The sequence below is a fragment of the uncultured Cedecea sp. genome (assembly GCF_947498825.1).
Lineage (GTDB): Bacteria > Pseudomonadota > Gammaproteobacteria > Enterobacterales > Enterobacteriaceae > JGM124.
Genome location: NZ_CANMLV010000012.1, coordinates 86,172 through 110,137 on the forward strand (window position 1 = coordinate 86,172; position 23,966 = coordinate 110,137).

Below are 23,966 nucleotides of genomic sequence, written 5' to 3' on the forward strand. Positions count from 1 at the left end.
CTTAGTCTGTATAAGAGTTCTGAACAGAATCTCAATCTGACAGGGTAAACAGGCATCAGTGTAACGAATTGATTAGTTTCTGCTGATACCTGTGTTATTACTGTCAGATTGCCTGTTTCAGAACATTAAGTAAAAGACGGTCTCTTGAGGATAATTATGAAAAAGCGTGTTTTATCTCTGTCTCTGTTGGTTGCACTTTTTGCTGCCAGTTCTGCATTTGCTGAGATCCCTAAAAATCTGCGCATTGGTACGGATCCAACTTATGCGCCTTTTGAGTCAAAAAATGCTAAAGGAGAGCTAATCGGTTTTGATATCGATCTGGCAAAAGAGCTGTGTCAGCGCCTGAAAACTGAATGTGTGTTTGTTGAAAGCCCGTTAGACGGATTAATCCCGTCGCTGAAAGCAAAAAAAATTGATGCAATCATGTCCTCGCTTTCCATCACTGAAAAACGCCAAAAAGAAATTGCTTTTACCGACAAACTCTATGCAGCAGACTCTCGTCTGGTGGTTGCTAAAGGTTCCGCTATTACGCCAGAGGCCGCCACTCTGAAAGGCAAGCGTGTCGGTGTGCTGCAAGGAACCACTCAGGAAACCTTCGGCAACGAACACTGGGCGCCGATAGGTATTGAAATTGTTTCTTATCAAGGCCAGGACTCTATTTACGCGGACTTAATTGCTGGGCGTATTGATGCGGCTTTCCAGGATGAGGTTGCGGCAAGTGAGGGCTTCCTGAAGCATCCAGCCGGTGCCGGTTATCAGTTTGGTGGACCTTCCATTAAAGATGAAGCATTATTTGGCGTCGGTACTGGTATGGGTATCCGTAAAGATGACAATGAGCTGCGCGAAGCACTGAATGCAGCATTTGCTCAAATGCGTCAGGACGGAACTTACGACAAGCTGGCGAAGAAATATTTTGATTTCAATGTGTACGGTGACTAAATATCACTATGAATAAAACAGCCTCTTATTAAAGAGGCTGAAACCGATAATAAAACTTATTCTGTCTCTCCAGAGACACAGGCCGCCTGATAAACAGTAAGAAAGAAAACGCATTTTTTCTTTTTTTGTCAGTAATCTGGCTGGTAACAAAGCGCACTCTGACCGACAGGATACGCACCATGTTGTATGGCTTTTCTGAAGTAATTTTAAAAGGCGCGCTGGTTACGCTTGAGCTGGCGCTTGCCTCCCTGGTTCTTGCTGTCGTCATAGGACTTGCGGGCGCCGGAGCAAAGCTCTCGAGAAACCGTCCGCTGGCATGGTTATTTGAAGGTTACACTACCCTTATTCGCGGAGTACCTGATTTAGTCCTTATGTTGTTGATTTTTTATGGACTACAGATGTTACTCAATGTGATTACCGATGCCTTAGGTTTTCAACAAATTGATATTGATCCTATGGCTGCGGGTATTGTTACTCTGGGCTTTATTTATGGTGCTTATTTCACGGAAACTTTTCGTGGTGCCTATATGGCGGTGCCAAAAGGACATATCGAAGCGAGTACCGCATTTGGTTTTACCAGCTCACAAACTTTTCGCCGTATTTTATTTCCTGCGATGATGCGCTATGCCTTGCCGGGAATTGGTAATAACTGGCAGGTTATTCTCAAGGCAACGGCATTGGTTTCTTTATTAGGATTGGAAGATGTGGTTAAAGCGACGCAACTCGCCGGAAAAAGTACCTGGCAACCGCTTTATTTTGCACTCGTCGCGGGGGGCATCTATCTGGTGTTCACCACGGTTTCTGCTGGGATCTTACTGTGGCTTGAACGCCGTTATTCTGTGGGCGTGAAGAGGGCCGAGCTATGATAGAGATAATCCAGGAGTACTGGAAACCGTTATTATGGACGGATGGTTACAGAATGACCGGGATGGCAATGACCTTATGGTTATTAATTTCCTCGGTAGTGATGGGCGGTATTCTGGCCATATTTCTTGCCATTGGCCGGGTATCTGAGAACCGATTTATTTCTTTTCCTATCGCAGTCTTTACCTATATTTTTCGCGGTACGCCGCTGTATGTTCAGTTGCTGGTTTTTTATTCAGGATTTTATACCCTGGAAATTGTCAAAGAGACCGACTTTCTGAATGCTTTTTTCCGTAGCGGTCTGAATTGCACCATTCTGGCATTAACATTAAATACCTGTGCCTACACCACAGAAGTTTTTGCCGGGGCAATTCGTGCGGTTCCACATGGTGAAATTGAAGCGGCGCGCGCCTATGGTTTTTCACGCTTTAAAATGTACCGTTGTATTATTATACCGTCAGCTTTACGTATTGCCCTGCCGGCCTACAGTAATGAAGTCATTCTGATGTTGCACTCAACAGCTCTGGCATTTACCGCAACGGTACCGGATTTACTAAAAATTGCCCGTGATATTAACGCTGCAACCTATCAGCCTTTTACCGCATTCGGTATTGCGGCGGTGTTATATTTGATCATTTCTTATGTGCTGATTAGCCTGTTCCGCAAAGCGGAGAAACGCTGGTTGCAACATGTTAAACCTGCTTCGCATTGAGTGATTGCTAATGACTGAGAATAAATTAAGCGTAACTGACTTGCATAAACGTTACGGTGAGCATGAAGTGCTTAAAGGCGTTTCATTAAATGCAAAGGCTGGAGATGTCATCAGTATTATTGGCTCTTCCGGATCGGGTAAAAGTACGTTTTTGCGTTGTATTAACTTCCTTGAAAAACCCAGTGAAGGGGCGATTAGTGTCAGTAATGAGACTATCCAACTGGTGCGCGATAAAGACGGGCAATTAAAAGTCGCGGATAAGAATCAGTTGCGGTTATTACGCACTCGTCTGACCATGGTGTTTCAGCACTTCAATTTGTGGAGTCATATGACGGTGCTGGAAAACGTTATGGAAGCGCCGATTCAAGTTTTGGGGTTGAACAAGGCAGAAGCGAAGGCAAGAGCGGTTAAGTATCTGGAGAAAGTTGGCATTGATGAGCGCCAGCATATCAAGTATCCGGTGCATCTCTCTGGGGGGCAGCAACAGCGCGTTTCTATTGCCCGCGCGCTTGCAATGGAGCCGGAAGTTCTGTTGTTTGATGAGCCAACCTCAGCCCTTGACCCCGAGTTAGTGGGTGAGGTTCTGCGTATTATGCAGAAGCTTGCGGAAGAGGGAAAAACCATGGTGGTTGTGACCCATGAAATGGAGTTTGCCCGTCATGTCTCCAGTCATGTTATTTTCTTGCATAAAGGGCGTATCGAAGAAGAGGGGACGCCGGATGCCGTCTTTAATAATCCGAAAAGTGAACGACTACAGCAGTTTCTTTCCGGGTCATTGAAGTAATGCTCTTCTCGGGTGGCCAACTCTTGGCCGCCCGTCATTCAGGCCTTTTGAAAATATCCTGCAGTGCATCGTCGATATTCTGCCAGCGGAATTGAAAACCAGAGGCTTCCAGACGTTGAGGCAACGCACGCTGTCCCCCGAGAACCAGCACTGACGATTCTCCCATCAGTATCTTTACCATAAAGGCCGGAGCCGGTAATCGTGCGGGTCTGTTTAGCGCTTTGCCTAATGCTTGAGTAAATTTTGCATTAGAGACTGGATGAGGGGAAACCAAGTTACAGGGGCCAGTGAGTGGATGGTCAAGCAACCAAATAATGCCGTTAACCATATCCTCAATATGTATCCAGGAAAGATACTGATGCCCGTTCCCCAAATGCCCTCCGAGGCCAAGACGAAAGGGGAGGCACATTTTACTCAGTGCGCCACCGTCGCGCGCCAGTACGACACCGGTACGTAACAGGCAAACGCGAGTCATCGCACTTTGAGCCTGCATGGCGATATCTTCCCACTGCTGGCAAAGGTGATGGGTAAATTCATTGTGTGGCGCGGTCATTTCTGTGATGATTTCCGAACCCTGGTCGCCGTAGTAACCGATAGCTGATCCTGAAATAAAGATGCCGGGCGGACATTTGCTGGCTCGGAATAAGGCGACAAGTTGCTCAGTGATATGCCAGCGGCTCTGGCAAAGATGTTCTTTCTGCGAGGGTGTCCAGCGCTTATCTGCTATGGGTTCACCGGCCAGGTTAATCACTGCATCGAAGTTATCAAGATGAGAAAGTAAGCTGAGTTCTGGAAGCAGTGTCACCGAGCTTCCCAGTAACTGGGAAGCTCGGGCTGGGGAGCGAGTGATAACGGTTATTTGTGCATCAGTTTTCAGTAAGCGAGTAATCAGGTGACGCCCAATTAGCCCGGTCCCGCCTGTCATTAATATACGCATCTTCACTCCCCGTCTCAGAAACTTTACCGCTGCCAGCTCATGGACATGGATACGGAGTCGGCATAACGCAATGCATGCAGTTTATCTATCTCTATTTCAGCATAAGTTACCCAAGGATGCTTGTGGGTGATATCCAGAACATCCTGAGTGAGTTTTTCCAGCAATGAAAAACGATTGTTTTCCACCAATTTAATGATTTCTTTAGTGATGGTTCGGTAGTTCAAGGCATCACTGATATCTTCGCTGTTACGTGCTTTATCCGCCGGATAATGAATAACAACATTGATAACAATGTCCTGACGATTGGCTATTTCTTCTTCTTTGATACCAATAAACGTACGCAGACGCAGGTTTTTTATACGGATGATAGCATCCGCTTGCGAGCTTGGCATAACAGACTCCTTATTGAAAACTTTCTGTCAAAGAATATACCAGTGAGAAAAAAATATTGCCTGCCAATCCTTGATATATATCAAGAATTCACGGCAATAATATCTTACTGAGTTTTTTAGTCAGGGGGATTATTCGGTAAAACGCAGGCAGAAAAAAATCTGTGGTCTATTACAGATGACAGCGGCATCTTTCTATTCTATGTTCAACAGACAATCATCGGATTAGCGGAGAGTTCTATGCACCAGCCAACCCTCACATTATGGTCAGACAGTTGTTATTTTAGCCCTTATGTTTTTTCAGTCTATGTAGCATTAAAAGAAAAGGGGCTGGCTTTTACCCTGAAAACAATTGATTTGGATAACGGAAATCATCTGACACCTGGCTGGGAGGGTTATGACTTAACGCGAAGAGTTCCTGTGCTGGAAAGTGAGGGGTTCAGGCTCAGTGAGTCATCGGCGATTGACGAATACCTGGAAGAGACTTTTGCCCCACCCGTATGGGCTCGTCTCTATCCTCATGATATTCAACATCGGGCCAGGGCAAGACAAATTCAGGCGTGGCTGCGTAGTGATTTAGCAGCGATCCGTGAAGAACGGCCAACTTCAGTGGTATTTGGTGGAGAAAAAAAACCAACGTTGAGTGATAACGGACGAATGGCTGCAGAGAAACTAATAACGACTGCAGAGTCGTTATTACCGCAGGGACAGGCTAATTTATTTGGTGAGTGGTCTATTGCTGACAGTGATTTGGCGGTGATGCTGAATCGCCTGATTTTAAATGGTGACGAGGTTCCGGAACGTCTCAAAGAATACGCGGCATTTCAGTGGCAGCGTTCATCAGTACAGCTTTGGCTGGCACTTTCGGTATAATCCCCTAACCAAAATAGGGAGATACTGCATGAAACTGATGTTTCTGTCTGATTTGCATGGTGCCCTGCCTGCGACTGAGGAGGCACTGAATATCTTTGCTGGCAGCGGTGCCCGGTGGCTGGTTATTCTCGGTGACTTATTAAATCATGGCCCACGTAATGCCCTGCCGCAAGGCTATTCCCCTGCTGCTGTCGCGCAATGTTTGAATCAGGTTGCGGATAAAGTGATTGCTGTGAGGGGGAACTGTGATAGTGAAGTTGACCAGATGCTATTAGATTTTCCAATAACCGCGCCCTGGCAGCAGGTATTATTGCCTCAGCAACGTCTTTTTTTGACACACGGACACCTATATAATCCCGACGAGTTGCCACCTCTGGCTACTGATGATGTTCTGGTTTTTGGTCATACTCATTTGCCTGTTGCCAGATATCAGCACTCGTATTATTTGTTTAATCCAGGCTCTGTCAGTATTCCAAAAGGCGGATATGAGGCAAGTTTTGGTATGCTTGATGATGGCGTTCTGAGCGTTCGTACCTTGAAAGGCAACAGGATGATTGCACAGGTTCGGATTACCCCGTAACGTTACAAAAAATTTAATAACGCGTTTGAAAAACGCTCAGAAAAAGGTTTTCCTGATGGTGGAACAACAGCATTTTGGTGACACGGAATGGGTTGATATTGTTGATGAAAATAACGAGGTTGTTGCACAAGCCAGCCGTGAAAATATGCGTGCCCAGCGCTTACGTCACCGTGCAACCTACATCGTAGTTCATGATGGTATGGGGCATATTCTGGTTCAGCGCCGTACTGAAATAAAAGATTTTATGCCCGGTATGCTGGATGCCACCGCGGGTGGTGTCGTTCAGACTAATGAGCAGTTTTTAGAATCTGCTCGTCGTGAAGCGGAAGAAGAGCTGGGTATTGCAGGGGTCCCTTTTGCTGAACATGGTCAGTTCTATTTTGAGGACGAGCATTGTCGCGTATGGGGCGGACTGTTTAGCTGTGTTTCTCACGGCCCCTTTGCGCTCCAGGCTGAAGAAGTCAGTGAGGTTTGCTGGATGAAACCGGAAGATATTACCGCGCGCTGTGACGAGTTTACCCCTGACTCACTGAAGGCCCTGGCATTGTGGATGACGCGTAATGGTCGAAATGATAACCACGAGACATCGGCTGAATAAAATAATCTCTGCTCCGGAGGCGAAATCCGCCTTCCGGCAGTAAAATAAAAAGCCGTAACCTTTAAAATTAACAGGTTACGGCTTTTTAGTCCTGAAAACAGCGGTCGTGATGCTCGGGCTAAAACTCAGAGCCCCGAGCGAACGCGATTATTCCTGCTGGGCAGACTGAATGGCTGTCAGTGCGATGGTATAGACGATATCGTCAACCAGTGCGCCACGTGACAGGTCGTTAACCGGTTTGCGCATGCCTTGCAGCATGGGTCCGATAGAGATCAGGTCAGCGGAGCGTTGTACTGCTTTATAGGTGGTGTTACCGGTGTTCAGGTCAGGGAAGATAAAGACCGTTGCGCGGCCTGCAACCGGTGAGTTTGGCGCTTTAGATTTGGCAACATCGGCCATTACTGCAGCGTCATACTGCAACGGACCATCGATAACCAGATCCGGGCGTTTTTCCTGAGCAATACGCGTTGCTTCACGAACTTTTTCTACATCGCTTCCCGCACCTGATGTTCCGGTAGAGTAGGAAAGCATCGCAACGCGTGGATCGATTCCGAAGGCTGCTGCAGAGTCAGCAGACTGAATAGCGATTTCCGCCAGTTGTTCTGCTGAAGGGTCCGGATTGATGGCACAGTCGCCGTAAACGTAAACCTGCTCTGGTAACAGCATAAAGAATACGGAAGAGACCAGTGAACTTCCCGGTGCTGTTTTAATTAACTGCAACGGTGGGCGAATGGTATTCGCCGTAGTATGTACGGCTCCTGAAACCAAGCCATCCACTTCATCTTGCTCAAGCATCAGCGTACCGAGCATCACGTTGTCTTCAAGCTGCTCGCGAGCGACCGCTTCGGTCATACCTTTGCTTTTACGCAGTTCAACCAGACGTGCGATATAGCTTTCGCGTACCACTTCAGGATCGACAATCTCGATACCTTCGCCCAGCTCAACACCTTGAGCTGCCGCGACACGCATGATGTCTTCAGGGTTACCCAGTAACACGCAGGTAGCAATACCACGTTCGGCGCAAACGGACGCTGCTTTTACAGTACGTGGCTCATCGCCTTCAGGCAGAACAATGCGTTTGCCTGCTTTACGTGCCAGCTCGGTCAGCTGATAACGGAAGGCAGGTGGTGACAGACGACGGCTGCGTTCTGAGGTGGCTGTCAGAGACTCAACCCAGTCAGCATCGATATGGCTGGCAACATATTCCTGGACCTTTTCAATACGCTGAGTATCGTCGATAGGAACTTCCAGGTTGAAGCTCTGCAGACTCAGAGAGGTCTGCCAGGTATTGGTGTTCACCATAAACATCGGCAGGCCGGTGGCAAATGCACGCTCACACAGTTTGCTGATACGGGGGTCCATTTCATAACCACCGGTCAGTAAGATAGCGCCAATTTCAACCCCGTTCATTGCGGCTAAGCAGGCAGCAACCAGAACGTCCGGGCGGTCTGCTGAAGTCACCAACAACGATCCCGGGCGGAAGTGTTCCAGCATATGAGGAATACTGCGTGCACAGAACGTCACTGATTTCACGCGACGGGTTTGGATATCGCCTTCATTAATAATCGTTGCATTTAAGTGGCGCGCCATATCAATTGCACGGGTGGCAATCAGCTCGAAGCTCCAGGGAATGCAGCCTAATACCGGTAGCGGGCTGTTAGCAAACAGCTGTTTAGGATCAATGTTCGCGACGCTGGCTTTGCTTGAATCGTCGAATATCTCAGAGAGATCGGGACGAGTACGTCCTTGTTCATCAACAGGCGCGTTTAATTTATTGATAATCACGCCATTGATATTGGTATTTTTACTGCCACCAAAACTACTACGAGCCAGTTCAATACGCTCTTTTAATTGTTCTGGGGAGTCATTGCCCAGCGACATCACGAAGACAATTTCGGCATTCAGTGTTTTGGCAATTTCGTAGTTCAGAGCCTGAGCAAACTGATGCTTACGTGTTGGCACTAAACCTTCAACCAGGATAACTTCAGCGTCTTTGCTGTTTGTGTGGTAGTTAGCGATGATTTGTTCCATCAGCACGTCTTGCTGGTTATTCGACAGCAGAGACTCTACGTAACTCATTTTCAGAGGTTTTGCGGCTGGAATGGAGCTACTGGCGCGGACGATACTGGTGGTTTGGTCTGGCGTATTTTCGCCGCCATTACGTGGTTGAGCGATAGGTTTAAATACACTCAGGCTCACGCCTTTTTGTTCCATAGCACGGATAACGCCAAGACTTACACTGGTAAGGCCGACACTGGTTCCGGTAGGAATAAGCATAATTGTACGAGACACGGTATAACCTCTTTCGTTTTCGTGAGCCTTAAGGCTCAGCTTAACTGAAAACATGCCGCAGCGAATGCTGCGGCAAGAGAATCAGGCAGTAAGGCGGGATGCATCCTGAGCGATAACCAGCTCTTCATTGGTTGTAATAACCAGCACCGGGCGAGTTCCTTCTTTATTGATAAAGCCGGACTTGCCAAAACGAGCAGCCAGGTTACGCTCATGGTCAATTTCAAGACCCAGAACACCCAGTTTATTCAGCGTCAGCTCACGTACCATGGCTGCGTTTTCACCGATACCACCGGTGAACACAACCGCGTCCAGACGGCCGTCCATCAGAGCGGTATAGGAACCGATATATTTTGCCAGGCGGTGACAGTAAACGTCCATTGCACGTTTAGCGTCAGCTTTTTCTTCGTAGTTGTCTTCAACATAACGGCAGTCACTGGTGACTTCAGTCAGACCCAACAAACCAGACTCTTTGGTCAGCATTTTGTTGATATCATCAATGTTCATACCGAGGGTATCATGCAGATGGAAGATAATCGCAGGATCGATATCACCAGAGCGGGTACCCATTACCAGACCTTCAAGCGGTGTCAGACCCATTGAGGTATCAACACTTTTGCCGTTACGAACAGCCGTTACAGAACCGCCGTTACCGAGGTGGCAGGTGATGATATTCAATTCATCAACAGGTTTATTAAGCATTTCTGCCGCTTCCTGGGTTACATAGAAGTGGCTGGTGCCGTGTGCACCATAGCGACGAATTCCATGCTCTTTATACAGTTTATAAGGAAGAGCGTAGAGATAAGACTCTTCAGGCATGGTCTGATGGAAAGCCGTGTCGAATACCGCAACGTTTTTATCGGCAAGTTCAGGGAATGATTTCAGTGCTTCTGCAATACCAATCAGATGAGCTGGGTTGTGTAATGGTGCAAAAGAGGCGGAATCTTTGATACCCTGAATCACAGAGTCATCGATAACAACGGAACTGGTGTATTTTTCGCCGCCGTGAACGATACGGTGGCCGATTGCTGTAAGCTGGGCTAACAACTCTGGTTTATGTGCCAGAATGTTGTCAACAATGAAGTTAAGCGCTTCACTATGGGCGGCGCCTGCACCCAGAGCGGCTTCGTGTTTGGCACCATCAAGCTTCCACTTAAGACGTGCTTCAGGCAGATGGAAGCATTCGGCTAAACCAGAAAGATATTCTTCACCGTTTGCCGCATCGATAATAGCGAATTTCAGTGATGAACTACCGCAGTTCAGAACCAGTACAAGCTTACTCGACATGGGAATACCTACTTTTAATTCGTGGCTAAAAAAACATCAGATAGTCTACCATCGTAGCGCATGATGACCCTGATATTTATGATTGACGTCATGCCAGAAGTTTTTTTTGGCATGGCGAATAAATAAAGCGAAGTCTCTGCCGTTTACCCATTTTGGTGACAGCAAGTATAATAAAACTTGGGTTGATAGCCTGTGCATTTATACCGACAGCTATTAAACGCGCACAGGGTAGCAGATAGATAACCAAAAATACAAAATCTTTTGAACGATGAAATCAATAGTTGTTGAGTTATGATAATTTTTTATTATTTGTGTAAAAATTTGAGGTAAAGCCATGTCAACACCCCAGAATAGCCATCTAAGCTGGTTCAGCTTATTCGGACGTGGACAGCACTACGCTAAAGCATGGCCTATGGATAAACGTCTTGCTCCTGTCTTCGTTGAGAACCGTGTCGTTCGTATGACCCGCTTTGCTATACGGTTTATGCCGCCAATCGCGGTATTCACCTTGACCTGGCAAATTGCACTTGGTGGTCAGTTGGGGCCTGCCGTCGCTACCGCGCTGTTTGCTTGTAGTTTACCGTTACAGGCTTTGTGGTGGTTAGGAAAACGCTCCGTCACACCTTTACCCCCTTCAACACTACAATGGTTCTATGACATTCGCGATAAACTCCAGGCGGCCGATCAGGTACTGGCTCCGATAGAAGGAAAACCTGACTATCAGGCGTTAGCCGATGTGCTTAAACGTGCATTTACTCAACTTGATAAAACATTTTTAGATGATTTGTAATCTGTTGCTACGCTAAATAGAGATATTTTGTCTGACAAGGTTTTTCAACACTCTATTCAGTATGGATGGTTTACCGGTATCTGCTGGAGATTTTTATTAAACTCTTGTGCTAACTCAAAGCAATAACCAGGGTTCGTTCGGTAAGGTGAAGTAAATACTTTTCTTAAAGACAGGAGCCAGTAAATGGAAATGACTCATGCACAGCGTCTTATTTTATCTAATCAGTACAAATTAATGACCATGATGGATCCGGAAAATGCAGCGAGCTATCAGCGCCTGCAGACCATTGTTGAGCGTGGCTATGGATTGCAAATGCGTGAGCTTGATAGTGAGTTTGGTGCACTGAAAGAAGAAAACTGTCGTACCATTATCGACATTATGGAAATGTTCCACGCTTTGCAAATCAGTCGGGCAAACTTAAAAGATAGCCAGAGCATTGGGGAATTACGTGTTATTTTCCTTGGCTTTGATGCTATTAAAGAAAGTGAGTTTCTACATTATGTGCGTTTCCTGGTGACTACTGAGAATCGCTATCAACATTTCTCCCCGGGAGCTGACAACTTTAATGCACAGACACCTATGTGGGACAAATATATACGCATGCAGACGGTCTGGCATGCCTGCCCGCGTCAGTATCATTTAAGTGCGAATGAAATTACGCAAATTATCAATGCCTGAGGAGATACAGATTGAAGTGTAAAGGTTTTTTGTTTGACTTAGACGGTACGCTGGTTGACTCTCTGCCTGCGGTCGAGCGAGCATGGACTCAGCTTGCCGCACGCCTCAATGTTCCGGCTCAAGATGTCCTGGATTTTATTCATGGCAAGCAAGCCATTACTTCAATACGCCACTTTATGCAGGGGGCGACTGAGGAGGCAATTGCTCGAGAGTTTGCATGGCTTGAGAAACGGGAAGCTGAAGACATTGAGGGAGTGACTGCACTGCCTGGGGCAATCGAACTCCTTAACTTTCTCAATGAAGCAAATATTCCTTGGGCCATCGTGACGTCGGGGACCGTACCTATTGCCTACGCCCGTCACCGGGCGGCTGGCTTGCCAGAACCAGAAACAGAGGTCTTTGTCACCGCAGAGCAAGTTGAACGGGGTAAACCTGAGCCTGATGCTTATCTGCTTGGCGCGCATTTGTTAGGTTTTGAGCCAGAACAGTGTGTTGTCGTTGAGGATGCCCCGGCAGGGATACTGTCTGGCTTAGCGGCTGGTTGTCACGTGATTGCGGTAAATGCGCCTGCAGATACCCCGAGGCTGGAGCATGTTGACTATGCTCTCTCATCGCTCAAAGAGTTGCTAATACAGAAAACAGCAGACGGTGATGTTGAAATTCTAAGAAAGCACTAATTGTTTGACTTAGCCCCTGATTGATGGGGCTTTTTTATGGCATCTTCGCGAATGTGATCAATCTTCATAATGATAAGGAAATATTATGAATCTCGAACTCATTTGGGTATTGTCGCTATTAGCGGTGGCTATCGTCTTGTTTGCAACAGGCAAGATGCGTATGGACGCCGTGGCACTACTGATGATTATTGCTTTTGTGCTCAGCGGAACGCTGACGCTGAGTGAAGCCTTTTCTGGCTTCAGTGACCCCAATGTTATTCTGATCGCCGCACTGTTTATCATTGGTGATGGCTTGGTGCGTACGGGGGTTGCCACTAATGTCGGTATCTGGCTTGTTTCAGTGGCCGGAAGCAGTGAAATAAAGATGCTGGTTTTGCTCATGGCGACCGTTGGCTGTCTCGGTGCTTTTATGAGCTCCACGGGGGTTGTGGCTATCTTTATCCCGGTGGTCCTCAGTGTTGCACTGCGCATGAAGATATCACCTTCACGTTTAATGATGCCCTTGAGTTTTGCTGGATTGATCAGTGGCATGATGACAATAGTCGCCACACCTCCTAACCTGGTGGTTAACAGTGAATTACTGCGTGAAGGCTTAGAAGGTTTCCGGTTCTTTAGTGTCACTCCCATAGGTATAGTTATCCTGATACTCGGGATAATCTATATGTTAGCTGTTCGTTTTGCCTTAAAAGGAAAGGGTGAAGGCGCGCATAAAGATGCCGGGAAACGCAGTACTTTTCGTGATTTGATTAAAACCTATCGCCTGAATGGGCGCGCTCGGCGCCTTGCTATTAGAGCCGGTTCACCGATGATTGGTGCCCGGCTTGACGATCTTAGCCTGCGTGAACGCTACAGTGCCAATGTTATCGGACTTGAGCGCTGGAGGCGATTTCGGCGCGTGATGGTCAACGTCGACAGTGAAACTGCATTTCGTGAGCGCGATGTTTTGCTGATAGATATTTCTGCTTCTGAAGAAGAGTTACGCTTGTTCTGTAGTGAGCAGCTGTTGGAACCGAAGGTATTACGTGGAGAGTATTTTTCTGACCAGGCAATGGATGTCGGTATGGCAGAGGTGTTGTTAGTACCTGAGTCTGAACTGGCAGGGAAGACGGTACGGGAAATGGCATTTCGTACCCGCTATGGTCTTAATGTTGTCGGATTGCGACGTGCCGGAAAGGCGATGGAAGGAGTGGTGGTTAATGAACCGATACAGCCCGGTGATATTATTCTGGTGGTCGGCGACTGGAAATTAATTAAACTCCTTTCACTGCAAAACCGTGATTTCTTGTTGCTCAATATCCCCGTTGAAGAGGTAGACGCTTCGCCCGCACATAGTCAGGCCCCCCACGCACTTTTCTGTCTGGTTCTGATGGTGGTACTGATGGTTATGGATGAGATACCTAATCCTGTCGCTGCGATTATTGCCTGCTTACTGATGGGGAAATTTCGCTGCATTGATATGGAGAGTGCTTACAAGGCTATCCACTGGCCGAGCATTATCCTTATCGTGGGAATGATGCCTTTTGCCCTGGCATTACAAAAAACCGGCGGTGTGGATTTAATCGTCACCGGGCTGATGTCCTTTGGCGGTGATTACGGACCGCATATTATGCTGGTCTGTCTGTTTATCATGTGTGCGACAATTGGATTATTCATTTCTAACACGGCAACGGCTGTATTAATGGCTCCTATTGCGTTGGCGGCGGCAAAAACGATGGGGGTCTCGCCTTATCCTTTTGCCATGATAGTCGCGATGGCCGCATCTGCTGCCTTTATGACGCCAGTCTCCTCACCGGTCAATACCTTGGTATTAGGCCCCGGGCGTTATACGTTTAGCGATTTTGCGAAAATAGGCATTCCATTCACCGTAATTGTGATGATTGTCTGTGTGGTAATGGTGCCTGTGCTGTTTCCTTTTTAGACGAGAATATTTGAGTGTCTGGCGTGTGGATATACCGCGAATGCTGAGTCCTTTTGAACCATAAAGTTGGACAGTTTATTCGTGTGAGGAGGGGGTCAAAGGGATGAATCCTGACTAATTTCATCCAGCGAGAGATGAAAGCTCGGGACAAACGTTTCCATAAAATAGGCCATTTCATCGCTATGACGTTCTGCCAACGTTTTTTCCAGACGAGTTTTAGCCAATGAAAATTCATGATTTCCTGCTGAAAGTTCTTCCAGACATTTAAGATAGGCGCAGAGGGTATCGGCCTGTTTAACGATGGATTTTTCATCATGACTGTACTGAGATTCATCAATTAATGGCTCCCAGATATCACGTAATTCCTCCGGAACCATCTCTATTATCTTTTGCTGGGCGATCTTCTCGATAGCTTTGTACTCATGGGCAATTTGTGAATTAAAGTACTTAACCGGCGTAGGAAGATCCCCTGTCAGTACTTCGCTGGCATCGTGGTACATGGCCAGAAGCGCAATACGTTCTGCATTAACCTGACCATTAAATTTACGGTTTTTAATCACTGCAAGGGCATGAGCGACCATCGAAACCTGGAGACTGTGCTCGGAAACATTTTCTGTACGTACATTGCGCATCAAAGGCCAACGCTGGATGAGCTTCAGACGTGAAAGATAGGCGAAGAAGTGGCTTTGCATAATATTCCCTGATGTATAAAACAGATAACAGGTATTTTGCGGGGCAGGGGAGGACAATGCAAATCCTCTCTGAGTAAGGAGACCAGGAAGCGGCTGTTATCCTCTTCCTGATCTCATTATATGGGGCAAATATTACTGGCTATAGTGGCTGAGGAAACGGCCTAGCTTGGTAATGGCCATTTCCAGATCGTCAACGCGGGGCAATGTGACTATTCTGAAATGGTCTGGCGATGGCCAGTTAAAAGCGGTTCCCTGAACCAACAGTACTTTTTCTTGCAGAAGAAAATCGAGCACCATTTTCTGGTCATCATGAATATTGAATCGTTTCGCATCAATTTTCGGGAACATGTACAACGCACCGCGGGGCTTAACACAAGACACGCCTGGAATTTCATTAATGAGTTCAAACGCACGATTACGTTGCTCATACAAGCGGCCACCCGGCACAATGAATTCACTGATACTTTGGTAGCCACCCAATGCGGTCTGAATGGCGTGCTGAGCCGGTACATTCGCACAAAGGCGCATCGATGCCAGCATTTCCAGACCTTCGATATAACCTTTAGCCTGTTTTTTCGGGCCACTCAAGACCATCCAGCCTTGGCGGAATCCGGCGACGCGATAGGTTTTAGATAATCCGTTAAAGGTAATCGTTAACAAGTCGGGTGCCAGGGCAGCAATAGAATGATGCTCGGCGTCGTCATAGAGGATCTTATCGTAGATCTCGTCAGCAAAAATAATCAGATTATGTTGACGTGCAATTTCCACGATTTCTAATAACAGTTCTTTAGAGTAGACCGCACCGGTTGGGTTATTCGGATTAATAATCACGATCCCACGCGTACGTGGCGTTATTTTAGCCCTAATATCATCAAGATCGGGGAACCAGTCAGCACTTTCGTCGCAGAGATAGTGAACCGCTTTGCCACCGGATAATGAAACGGCAGCAGTCCAGAGCGGATAGTCTGGAGCGGGTACTAGCATTTCATCGCCACTGTTCAGCAAAGCTTGCATCGACTGGACAATCAGTTCGGAGACACCGTTACCAATATAAATGTCTTCCACCGTCACATCACGCATACCCCGTGCCTGGTAGTGCTGCATGATAGCCTTACGGGCAGAAAATAATCCTTTAGAATCGCAATAACCTTGGGCAGTGTGCAGGTTGCGGATCACATCAACCAGGATCTCATCTGGTGCGTCAAAGCCGAACGGTGCGGGGTTTCCAATGTTAAGCTTAAGGACCTTATTGCCTTCTTCTTCGAGGCGCTTGGCCTCTTTCAGTACAGGACCGCGGATGTCGTAACAGACATTATCAAGTTTGCTGGATTTTTCGATTGAAGACATGAGCCTGTGACCTTAGTTGTTAGCGTAGCTTCCCGCCGTGGAAGCTGATATTTCACAATGTACTCTTGCTACTGCAAGATTTGAAGGGCGATAGTTCCCTGAAATAGAAATAAATTATTACGTAAATGGCAGACTGCATCAAACTATCATTAGTGATGAATGCTTTTCTGGTGGTTTTTGTTGATTTTTAATTCTGATTTTTTTTGTTTTTATAGATTTATGGTTTGTTATTTTTTTTGAAAGCAACATGAATGATTTGTTTTTTCCGCTGTGGGGGAGGGGAAAGATCTGGTTTAAGCATCCATGTTTTTGGGGGGGTGAGAACAGAATAATAAGTCTTCGATTTACAGATATACCCGTCATGCTTCAAGTTGCTTGAGGATACATACGTGAGGCGCGCCGAATGACAGAGTTTATCCGTGCTCATTGATGCCCCCACTTCGCGCCTACAAGAGACTCGGATTGTTTTCGGCATATATTAAAACTCATCAGCATTATTTTAAATATGCGTAATAAAAAATAACAAATCTGGCACTTATTTTTTACATTGTATGATGATAATAAAATCTCTCTGAGAGTGTAGGGGGGATATAAATATTAATGAGGTTATTTTTTCTCATCGATTGCTCGATGCCGTGTAGCCATAGCCGAGAACGATATTTTTATTCATGAAAAATATCGTTCTTTAACAGTTATTAAATCGATATTCAGTAATGATGGTGGGGGCTAAAAACCTTATTAAAGAGGAGAGGGTCTATATTATGAATACTGTAAAATATAAATATTGCAATAGTTGGATCTGTTTTTTTAGTTTTTAGGATAATCGCTAAATATATATCCAGGAAACAGTTCGGGTGGCTTGCAGGTGAAAACGAAGACAGAGGATAAGAAGAGGTAAACGCCATCATTCCATTTTCTAAATGTCAGTTGACTGTGAGACTTGAAGTGCCCGGAATGATAAGGATACCCAAGGTTTTAGAGAAATTCATGAAATTCATCTCAGGTATTCTGACGTATAGCGGATCGGATATACGAAATGACAGTCTAATAAGCCGTGGCAGTAATCAGATAAGACAGTAAAGGGAATTGATTTATCTATATGATAAGTCAAAAAATAAACCAAGGAAGACTCGTAAGAGAAATCGACTAGTGAAAAAAATGATTAACGAAAATCGTCTTATACTTAATCTGGATCTTGATTTGCTGCGCACATTTGTTGCCGTCGCTGATCTGAATACTTTTGGTGCGGCAGCGACGGCTGTCAGCCGTACCCAATCGGCTGTCAGTCAGCAAATGCAGCGTCTGGAGTTATTGGTAGAAAAAGAACTCTTTGTGCGTCATGGCAGGAACAAATTATTGACCGATCATGGTGTTCAGTTGCTGGGATATGCACGGAAGATTCTACGTTTTAATGATGAAGCTTGCTTGTCGTTACGCGGTAGTACGCTTGACGGGGTACTGACATTATGGGTAGCGGCTGAAATAACCGAAGCGATTCTGCCTGCTCAGTTAGATCTGATTCGTTCGATATACCCCAAGCTCATCCTTGATGTAAGAATTAAAAGCAATCCATTTCAGGATACAAAAGTGAGTCAGCAAGAGGTGGACTTGATCATTGCAACGTCACATCCAGCCCATTATGACTGTACCGTATTACGTCGTTCATCCACATTCTGGTATTGTGCCACTGACTATGTTTTCCGCAGAGGAGAACCTGTTCCACTGGTTCTGACAGAAGAGTCTGGTTTACATCGAGACATGATGTTGAATACCTTGAATAATGCGGGTATTCCGTGGCGGATCTCCTATGAAGCCACTACTCAGGCTTCTGTTTATGCAGCGCTGAAAGCAGGACTCGGCGTCACAGCAGGGCCGATGGAAGTCATGAGGTGTAACGAACTTCGCATGCTGGGGCAGTCTGAAACTCTACCGATTTTACCGGAAACAAAATACTTACTCTGTAAACACCCTGAAACGAAAAATGCAATGGCTCAGATACTTTTTAATCAGTTCTCTGATGGGCGGCTCCCCTCTCGTAACAAGATTAAAAATGAGAGTTCCCTGAGTGCAAGTATGGTCGGTTAGCGGCGATTAAGCGTTTTCTAATACAAAACGTTACATTTGTTTAAATTATGTGCAATTTTTTTGGTGTCTGAACGGATTCATCTTGATGCAGGAAGCTGCAGTTTGGGTGATATGCCTTGATAATCCTGATATTGCACAATTTCAGCTAACAGACATGATGTTAAAAATTTCACAAAAATGTTACATGATTTTGATGTGAATTCGTGAAAGTGTGTCCTGGATCAAAAAAATACTCAGTTTAAGGGGAGGAATCGGAGCGATTTCCTGCCAGAATAGAAGGGTATTTTTTTTGCACGCAACGGACACGATTCAACAAATTGTTAATCGGTTTATAAACTTACGAAAATTAGTTTATAAAGCATTAAATGTTAACGAGAATCTGTCAGTGTAAATTTATGTGTGCTTACTTTTGTTAAAGTTGACAAAAGGTTATAGAAAGGAGTAAAAAACCCCATCAATTTTCTGTCTATTGCGAATTCTGGCAGTAATTGTACGGTTTTTCGTTCTTCCCATGAATCGATGTGGTGTTCATCTGCCAGCAAGAGCAGAGGTTTAAACATCACTTTTGATGAGTAAGCAATGAGTATGTCAACATCAATCGAAGTTATCGCTCAACACTGGGCGTTTGCTGTCTTTGTTATTGTTGCTATTGGTCTGTGCTGTTTTATGCTCACCGGAGGTTGGTTACTCGGTGGTAGAGCCCGGGCCCGGCACAAAAATACCCCCTTCGAGTCAGGTATTGACTCCGTTGGTACGGCACGTCTACGCCTTTCTGCTAAGTTTTACTTAGTTGCCATGTTTTTCGTCATCTTTGACGTAGAAGCACTGTACCTCTTTGCTTGGGCAATTTCCGTTCGTGAAAGTGGCTGGGTTGGCTTCATAGAGGCCGCAATCTTCATTTTAGTTCTACTGGCTGGGCTTGTGTATCTGGTGCGTGTTGGTGCGCTGGATTGGACTCCGGTGCGTTCGCGCCGTGAGCAAATGAACCCGGAAACAGACAGTACTACTAACCGTCATACGCAGTAACAACGAGGCAATAAGATGGACTATACGCTCACCCGCATAGACCCTAACGGTGAGAATGACCGTTACCCCCTGCAAAAACAGGAAATCGTAACTGATCCACTGGAGCAAGAAATTAACCGCAGTGTTTATGTGGGCAAGCTTGAGCATGCTCTGCACGACATGGTTAACTGGGGCCGTAAAAACTCAATTTGGCCCTATAACTTCGGTCTTTCTTGCTGTTATGTGGAGATGGTAACGTCGTTTACCGCTGTACATGACGTTGCACGTTTTGGCGCTGAAGTATTGCGTGCCTCCCCCCGCCAGGCTGACTTGATGGTAATTGCAGGTACCTGTTTTACCAAAATGGCTCCAGTTATTCAGCGTCTCTATGACCAGATGCTGGAGCCTAAATGGGTCATTTCAATGGGGGCTTGTGCCAACTCCGGTGGTATGTATGACATCTACTCTGTCGTACAGGGTGTTGACAAATTCCTGCCTGTTGACGTGTATATTCCCGGTTGTCCGCCGCGCCCGGAAGCTTACATGCAAGCATTAATGCTACTGCAGGAATCTATTGGTAAAGAACGTCGCCCGCTGTCCTGGGTTGTTGGCGATCAGGGAGTTTACCGCGCCAACATGCAGTCAGAGCGTGAACGTAAGCGCGGCGAGCGTATTGCTGTTACCAATCTACGTACACCAGACGAAATTTAATTTGCGCCTGCGGCCAGTGAACGCCTTGCATTTATATAATATCAAAGCAATGGCACTGGTCGTCAGTCACCACAGACTCATTTGCAATGGTGAGAACTATGACCGATTTAACCGCGCAAGACGCCATGCCAGCCTGGCAGACCAGGGATCATCTTGATGACCCTGTAATAGGTGAACTGCGTAACCGCTTTGGGCCGGATGCCTTTACCATTCAGCCAACCCGTACCGGGGTTCCTGTTGTTTGGGTTAAGCGCGAGCAACTACTGGAAGTTGTCGACTTCTTAAAGAAACTCCCGAAACCTTATGTCATGTTGTTCGACTTACATGGCATGGACGAACGTCTCCGCACTCACCGCAACGGTTTACCGGCTGCGGATTTTTCCGTTTTCTACCACTTCATTTCGATTGATCGCAATCGCGACATTATGCTGAAAGTGGCTTTAGCTGAAAACGACCTGTATGTGCCGACGCTGACTAACATGTTCCCGAACGCAAACTGGTATGAGCGTGAAACATGGGAAATGTTTGGTATTACCTTTAAAGGTCACCCTAATCTGACACGCATCATGATGCCATCCACTTGGGAAGGGCATCCTCTGCGTAAAGACTATCCGGCGCGTGCCACTGAATTCGATCCGTTTGTTCTGACCAAACAAAAAGAAGATCTGGAAATGGAAGCGCTGACGTTTAAGCCTGAAGACTGGGGCATGAAACGTAGCAGTGAAAATGAAGATTTCATGTTCCTGAACCTCGGTCCGAACCACCCCTCTGCGCATGGTGCCTTCCGCATCGTGTTACAGCTTGACGGTGAAGAGATAGTCGATTGTGTTCCAGATATCGGTTATCACCACCGCGGCGCAGAAAAAATGGGCGAGCGTCAGTCATGGCACAGCTATATTCCGTATACCGACCGTATTGAATATCTCGGTGGTTGCGTGAATGAAATGCCCTATGTCTTAGCGGTCGAAAAGCTGGCTGGCATTGTGGTACCTGAACGCGTGGACGTGATTCGCGTAATGCTGTCTGAGCTTTTCCGTATTAACAGCCACCTGCTGTATATCTCGACGTTTATTCAGGACGTGGGCGCAATGACTCCGGTGTTCTTCGCCTTTACTGACCGTCAGAAGATTTATGACTTGGTTGAGGCTATCACCGGTTTCCGTATGCACCCAGCCTGGTTCCGTATCGGCGGTGTGGCGCATGACTTACCGAAAGGCTGGGAGCGTTTGTTAAAAGAGTTCCTGGAGTGGATGCCAAAACGTCTCGACTCTTACGAGAAAGCGGCACTGCGTAACTCCATTCTGAAAGGCCGTTCTCAGGGTGTTGCTGCCTACGGCGCGAAAGAAGCCCTCGAATGGGGTACTACTGGTGCTGGTCTGCGCGCCACGGGTATTGATTTCGACATCCGTAAAGCGCGTCCTTATTCTGGCTATCAGAATTTCGATTTCGAAGTTCCTGTTGGTGGTGGGGTGAGCGATTGCTATACCCGCGTTATGCTGAAAGTTGAAGAGCTGCGTCAAAGTCTGCGTATTCTTGACCAGTGTCTGAAAAATATGCCTGCTGGCCCGTTTAAAGCCGATCATCCGCTGACTACGCCGCCACCGAAAGAGCGTACTTTGCAGCATATCGAAACCTTGATTACTCACTTCCTGCAAGTTTCGTGGGGCCCGGTGATGCCGGCTAACGAATCTTTCCAGATGATTGAGGCAACCAAAGGAATTAACAGTTACTACCTGACCAGTGACGGCAGCACCATGAGCTACCGTACCCGTGTCCGTACGCCGAGCTTCGCGCATTTGCAGCAAATTCCGGCGACAATTCGTGGCAGCTTGGTTTCAGACCTGATTGTCTATCTGGGTAGTATCGATTTTGTAATGTCTGATGTGGATCGCTAACTATGCATGATAACCAACAAAACCAGACTGAGGCTTTTGAGCTGAGTGCGGCAGAACGTGAGGCCATTGAACACGAGATGCATCATTATGAAGATCCTCGTGCGGCTTCAATTGAAGCACTGAAAATTGTTCAGAAACAGCGCGGCTGGGTACCCGATGGTGCGATTTATGCCATTGCTGATGTTCTGGGTATTCCGGCAAGTGATGTAGAAGGTGTGGCAACGTTTTATAGCCAGATTTTCCGCCAGCCAGTAGGACGCCACGTTATTCGTTATTGCGATAGCGTTGTTTGTCATATTACCGGTTACCAGGGGATCCAGTCAGCGCTTGAAGGCAAGCTTGCTATTAAACCTGGCCAGACTACAGCAGATGGTCGTTTTACGTTATTGCCAACCTGCTGCCTGGGTAACTGTGATAAAGGGCCAAGCATGATGATTGATGAAGACACACACAGTCATCTGACCCCAGAAGCCATTCCTGATTTGCTGGAGCGGTATAAATGAAAACCATTATTCGTACTGCTGAAACACATCCACTGACCTGGCGTTTGCGTGACGATAAACAGCCCGTGTGGCTGGAAGAATACCAGAGCAAAAATGGCTATGAGGGTGCCCGTAAAGCGCTGAGTGGTATGGCGCCAGACGAGATCGTTACTGCCGTTAAAGATGCTGGCCTGAAAGGACGCGGCGGCGCAGGCTTTTCCACGGGGTTGAAGTGGAGCCTGATGCCAAAAGACGAGTCCATGAATATCCGTTATCTTCTGTGTAACGCAGATGAGATGGAGCCAGGCACCTATAAAGACCGCTTATTAATGGAGCAACTGCCTCACTTATTAGTCGAAGGTATGCTGATCTCCGCGTTCGCTCTGAAAGCCTATCGTGGCTATATCTTCTTGCGCGGCGAGTATATTGAAGCAGCCGAGCATCTGCGCCGTGCTATTGAAGAAGCGAAACAAGCGGGTCTGTTGGGTAAAAATATTCTCGGATCGGGTTTTGATTTTGAACTGTTTGTGCATACCGGTGCCGGGCGTTATATCTGCGGTGAAGAAACTGCTCTGATTAACTCCCTGGAAGGTCGTCGCGCTAACCCACGTTCTAAACCTCCGTTCCCTGCGTCAAGCGGCGTCTGGGGTAAACCTACCTGTGTTAACAACGTAGAAACTCTGTGTAACGTCCCCGCGATTCTGGCAAACGGCGTTGAGTGGTATCAGGGAATTGGCGGTTTGAGTAAAGACGCGGGTACTAAGCTGATGGGCTTCTCAGGACGCGTTAAAAACCCGGGGGTCTGGGAACTGCCTTTTGGTACTACCGCACGAGAAATTCTTGAAGATTATGCTGGTGGTATGCGTGATGGCTTGAAATTTAAAGCCTGGCAGCCGGGTGGGGCAGGGACTGACTTCCTGACCGACGCACATCTTGATTTACCGATGGAGTTCGAAAGTATCGGTAAAGCAGGCAGTCGTCTGGGAACGGCACTGGCAATGGCCGTTGACCATGAAATCGGTATGGTGTCTCTGGTTCGTAACCTGGAAGAGTTTTTCGCCCGTGAGTCTTGTGGCTGGTGTACACCTTGTCGTGATGGTCTGCCGTGGAGCGTAAAAATTCTGCGGGCCCTCGAACGTGGAGAAGGACAACCTGGCGATATCGAAACGCTGGAACAGCTTTGTCGCTCCCTTGGGCCGGGTAAAACCTTCTGTGCTCATGCGCCAGGTGCCGTTGAACCACTACAAAGTGCCATTAAATATTTCCGTGACGAATTCGAAGCAGGCATTGCCAAACAGGATCTCGGTAACCTCCGCATGATAAGTGGTATTCAACCGAACCTGTTAAAAACGCGCTGGTAATATTCCTTCATCACGATTTTTCGTGAGGAATGGCACAAGAATTTTTGATTAACGCCTGAGTTTATTCAGGCCA

23 protein-coding genes are annotated in these 23,966 nt (G+C 46.8%); 17 read left to right on the plus strand and 6 right to left on the minus strand.

Annotated elements, in window-relative coordinates; all coding sequences use genetic code 11:
- Positions 1 to 156 precede the first annotated feature (156 nt).
- The 4 genes from hisJ (at position 157) to hisP (ending at position 3,299) form a co-directional block, all read left to right on the plus strand.
- A complete protein-coding gene (hisJ, locus tag Q1A40_RS13825) occupies positions 157 to 939 on the plus strand; it encodes a histidine ABC transporter substrate-binding protein HisJ (protein ID WP_300001004.1) in 783 nt (260 codons plus the stop codon).
- 179 nt (positions 940 to 1,118) lie between these two features.
- Positions 1,119 to 1,805: a histidine ABC transporter permease HisQ gene (locus Q1A40_RS13830; RefSeq protein WP_300001006.1), complete on the plus strand. Its 687-nt coding sequence runs from the start codon at positions 1,119 to 1,121 to the stop codon at positions 1,803 to 1,805.
- On the plus strand, positions 1,802 to 2,515 hold the full coding sequence (locus Q1A40_RS13835; protein ID WP_300001008.1) for an ABC transporter permease: 714 nt from the start codon (positions 1,802 to 1,804) through the stop codon (positions 2,513 to 2,515). Before Q1A40_RS13830 ends, Q1A40_RS13835 begins: the two co-directional genes overlap by 4 nt.
- Before the next feature lie 10 nt (positions 2,516 to 2,525).
- Positions 2,526 to 3,299, plus strand: coding sequence for a histidine ABC transporter ATP-binding protein HisP (gene hisP / locus Q1A40_RS13840; protein ID WP_300001009.1), 774 nt, complete (start codon positions 2,526 to 2,528; stop codon positions 3,297 to 3,299).
- A gap of 34 nt (positions 3,300 to 3,333) precedes the next feature.
- On the opposite strand, the gene Q1A40_RS13845 is transcribed toward hisP, so the two are convergent.
- Complete coding sequence (locus tag Q1A40_RS13845) at positions 3,334 to 4,236, minus strand: TIGR01777 family oxidoreductase (RefSeq protein ID WP_300001010.1); 903 nt, start codon at positions 4,234 to 4,236, stop codon at positions 3,334 to 3,336.
- Positions 4,237 to 4,259: 23 nt separating this feature from the next.
- Complete coding sequence (folX, locus tag Q1A40_RS13850) at positions 4,260 to 4,628, minus strand: dihydroneopterin triphosphate 2'-epimerase (RefSeq protein ID WP_300001012.1); 369 nt, start codon at positions 4,626 to 4,628, stop codon at positions 4,260 to 4,262.
- 237 nt (positions 4,629 to 4,865) lie between these two features.
- Between folX and yfcF the strand changes: the two genes are divergently transcribed.
- The 3 genes from yfcF to yfcD are packed head-to-tail and all read left to right on the plus strand — an operon-like array spanning position 4,866 to position 6,676.
- The gene (gene yfcF / locus Q1A40_RS13855; protein WP_300001014.1) at positions 4,866 to 5,498 is read left to right on the plus strand and encodes a glutathione transferase; all 633 of its coding nucleotides are present in this window, start codon (positions 4,866 to 4,868) and stop codon (positions 5,496 to 5,498) included.
- A 28-nt stretch (positions 5,499 to 5,526) separates the two neighbouring features.
- The gene (gene yfcE, locus Q1A40_RS13860; protein ID WP_300001016.1) at positions 5,527 to 6,078 is read left to right on the plus strand and encodes a phosphodiesterase; all 552 of its coding nucleotides are present in this window, start codon (positions 5,527 to 5,529) and stop codon (positions 6,076 to 6,078) included.
- A 55-nt stretch (positions 6,079 to 6,133) separates the two neighbouring features.
- Positions 6,134 to 6,676, plus strand: a complete 543-nt coding sequence (yfcD, locus tag Q1A40_RS13865; RefSeq protein WP_300001018.1) for an NUDIX hydrolase YfcD — start codon at positions 6,134 to 6,136, stop codon at positions 6,674 to 6,676.
- Positions 6,677 to 6,823: 147 nt separating this feature from the next.
- Here yfcD and pta read toward each other — a convergent pair whose 3' ends face one another.
- Complete coding sequence (gene pta / locus Q1A40_RS13870) at positions 6,824 to 8,968, minus strand: phosphate acetyltransferase (protein WP_300001020.1); 2,145 nt, start codon at positions 8,966 to 8,968, stop codon at positions 6,824 to 6,826.
- Between the two features lie 81 nt (positions 8,969 to 9,049).
- The gene (gene ackA / locus Q1A40_RS13875; protein WP_300001021.1) at positions 9,050 to 10,252 is read right to left on the minus strand and encodes an acetate kinase; all 1,203 of its coding nucleotides are present in this window, start codon (positions 10,250 to 10,252) and stop codon (positions 9,050 to 9,052) included.
- A gap of 334 nt (positions 10,253 to 10,586) precedes the next feature.
- Here ackA and yfbV point away from each other — a divergent pair, with 334 nt between their 5' ends.
- The 4 genes from yfbV to Q1A40_RS13895 all read left to right on the plus strand — a co-directional run bounded on the left by yfbV (position 10,587) and on the right by Q1A40_RS13895 (position 14,315).
- A complete protein-coding gene (gene yfbV, locus Q1A40_RS13880) occupies positions 10,587 to 11,042 on the plus strand; it encodes a terminus macrodomain insulation protein YfbV (protein WP_300001022.1) in 456 nt (151 codons plus the stop codon).
- A 183-nt stretch (positions 11,043 to 11,225) separates the two neighbouring features.
- Positions 11,226 to 11,720 carry a YfbU family protein gene (locus Q1A40_RS13885; protein WP_300001023.1) on the plus strand — a complete coding sequence of 165 codons (495 nt, stop codon included), beginning with the start codon at positions 11,226 to 11,228 and terminating at the stop codon, positions 11,718 to 11,720.
- Positions 11,721 to 11,731: 11 nt separating this feature from the next.
- On the plus strand, positions 11,732 to 12,397 hold the full coding sequence (locus Q1A40_RS13890; RefSeq protein ID WP_300001024.1) for a sugar phosphatase: 666 nt from the start codon (positions 11,732 to 11,734) through the stop codon (positions 12,395 to 12,397).
- Positions 12,398 to 12,482: 85 nt separating this feature from the next.
- Positions 12,483 to 14,315: an SLC13 family permease gene (locus Q1A40_RS13895; RefSeq protein WP_300001026.1), complete on the plus strand. Its 1,833-nt coding sequence runs from the start codon at positions 12,483 to 12,485 to the stop codon at positions 14,313 to 14,315.
- Positions 14,316 to 14,410: 95 nt separating this feature from the next.
- On the opposite strand, the gene yfbR is transcribed toward Q1A40_RS13895, so the two are convergent.
- Together yfbR and alaA are read right to left on the minus strand one after the other, a co-directional pair.
- Positions 14,411 to 15,010: a 5'-deoxynucleotidase gene (yfbR, locus tag Q1A40_RS13900; RefSeq protein WP_300001077.1), complete on the minus strand. Its 600-nt coding sequence runs from the start codon at positions 15,008 to 15,010 to the stop codon at positions 14,411 to 14,413.
- A 129-nt stretch (positions 15,011 to 15,139) separates the two neighbouring features.
- Complete coding sequence (gene alaA, locus Q1A40_RS13905; RefSeq protein ID WP_300001027.1) at positions 15,140 to 16,354, minus strand: alanine transaminase AlaA; 1,215 nt, start codon at positions 16,352 to 16,354, stop codon at positions 15,140 to 15,142.
- Positions 16,355 to 17,512: 1,158 nt separating this feature from the next.
- Between alaA and Q1A40_RS13910 the strand changes: the two genes are divergently transcribed.
- The 6 genes from Q1A40_RS13910 (at position 17,513) to nuoF (ending at position 23,893) form a co-directional block, all read left to right on the plus strand.
- A complete protein-coding gene (locus Q1A40_RS13910) occupies positions 17,513 to 18,439 on the plus strand; it encodes a LysR family transcriptional regulator (protein ID WP_300001078.1) in 927 nt (308 codons plus the stop codon).
- A 579-nt stretch (positions 18,440 to 19,018) separates the two neighbouring features.
- A complete protein-coding gene (nuoA, locus tag Q1A40_RS13915; protein ID WP_259049210.1) occupies positions 19,019 to 19,465 on the plus strand; it encodes an NADH-quinone oxidoreductase subunit NuoA in 447 nt (148 codons plus the stop codon).
- Positions 19,466 to 19,480: 15 nt separating this feature from the next.
- Complete coding sequence (gene nuoB, locus Q1A40_RS13920) at positions 19,481 to 20,155, plus strand: NADH-quinone oxidoreductase subunit NuoB (protein ID WP_259049209.1); 675 nt, start codon at positions 19,481 to 19,483, stop codon at positions 20,153 to 20,155.
- Between the two features lie 86 nt (positions 20,156 to 20,241).
- Entirely contained in the window at positions 20,242 to 22,050 is a 1,809-nt protein-coding gene (gene nuoC, locus Q1A40_RS13925) for an NADH-quinone oxidoreductase subunit C/D (protein WP_300001029.1), read from the plus strand.
- Positions 22,051 to 22,052: 2 nt separating this feature from the next.
- Positions 22,053 to 22,553 carry an NADH-quinone oxidoreductase subunit NuoE gene (gene nuoE / locus Q1A40_RS13930; RefSeq protein ID WP_300001031.1) on the plus strand — a complete coding sequence of 167 codons (501 nt, stop codon included), beginning with the start codon at positions 22,053 to 22,055 and terminating at the stop codon, positions 22,551 to 22,553.
- The gene (gene nuoF / locus Q1A40_RS13935; protein WP_300001033.1) at positions 22,550 to 23,893 is read left to right on the plus strand and encodes an NADH-quinone oxidoreductase subunit NuoF; all 1,344 of its coding nucleotides are present in this window, start codon (positions 22,550 to 22,552) and stop codon (positions 23,891 to 23,893) included. The genes nuoE and nuoF overlap by 4 nt, the downstream gene beginning before the upstream one ends.
- Positions 23,894 to 23,966 lie beyond the last annotated feature (73 nt).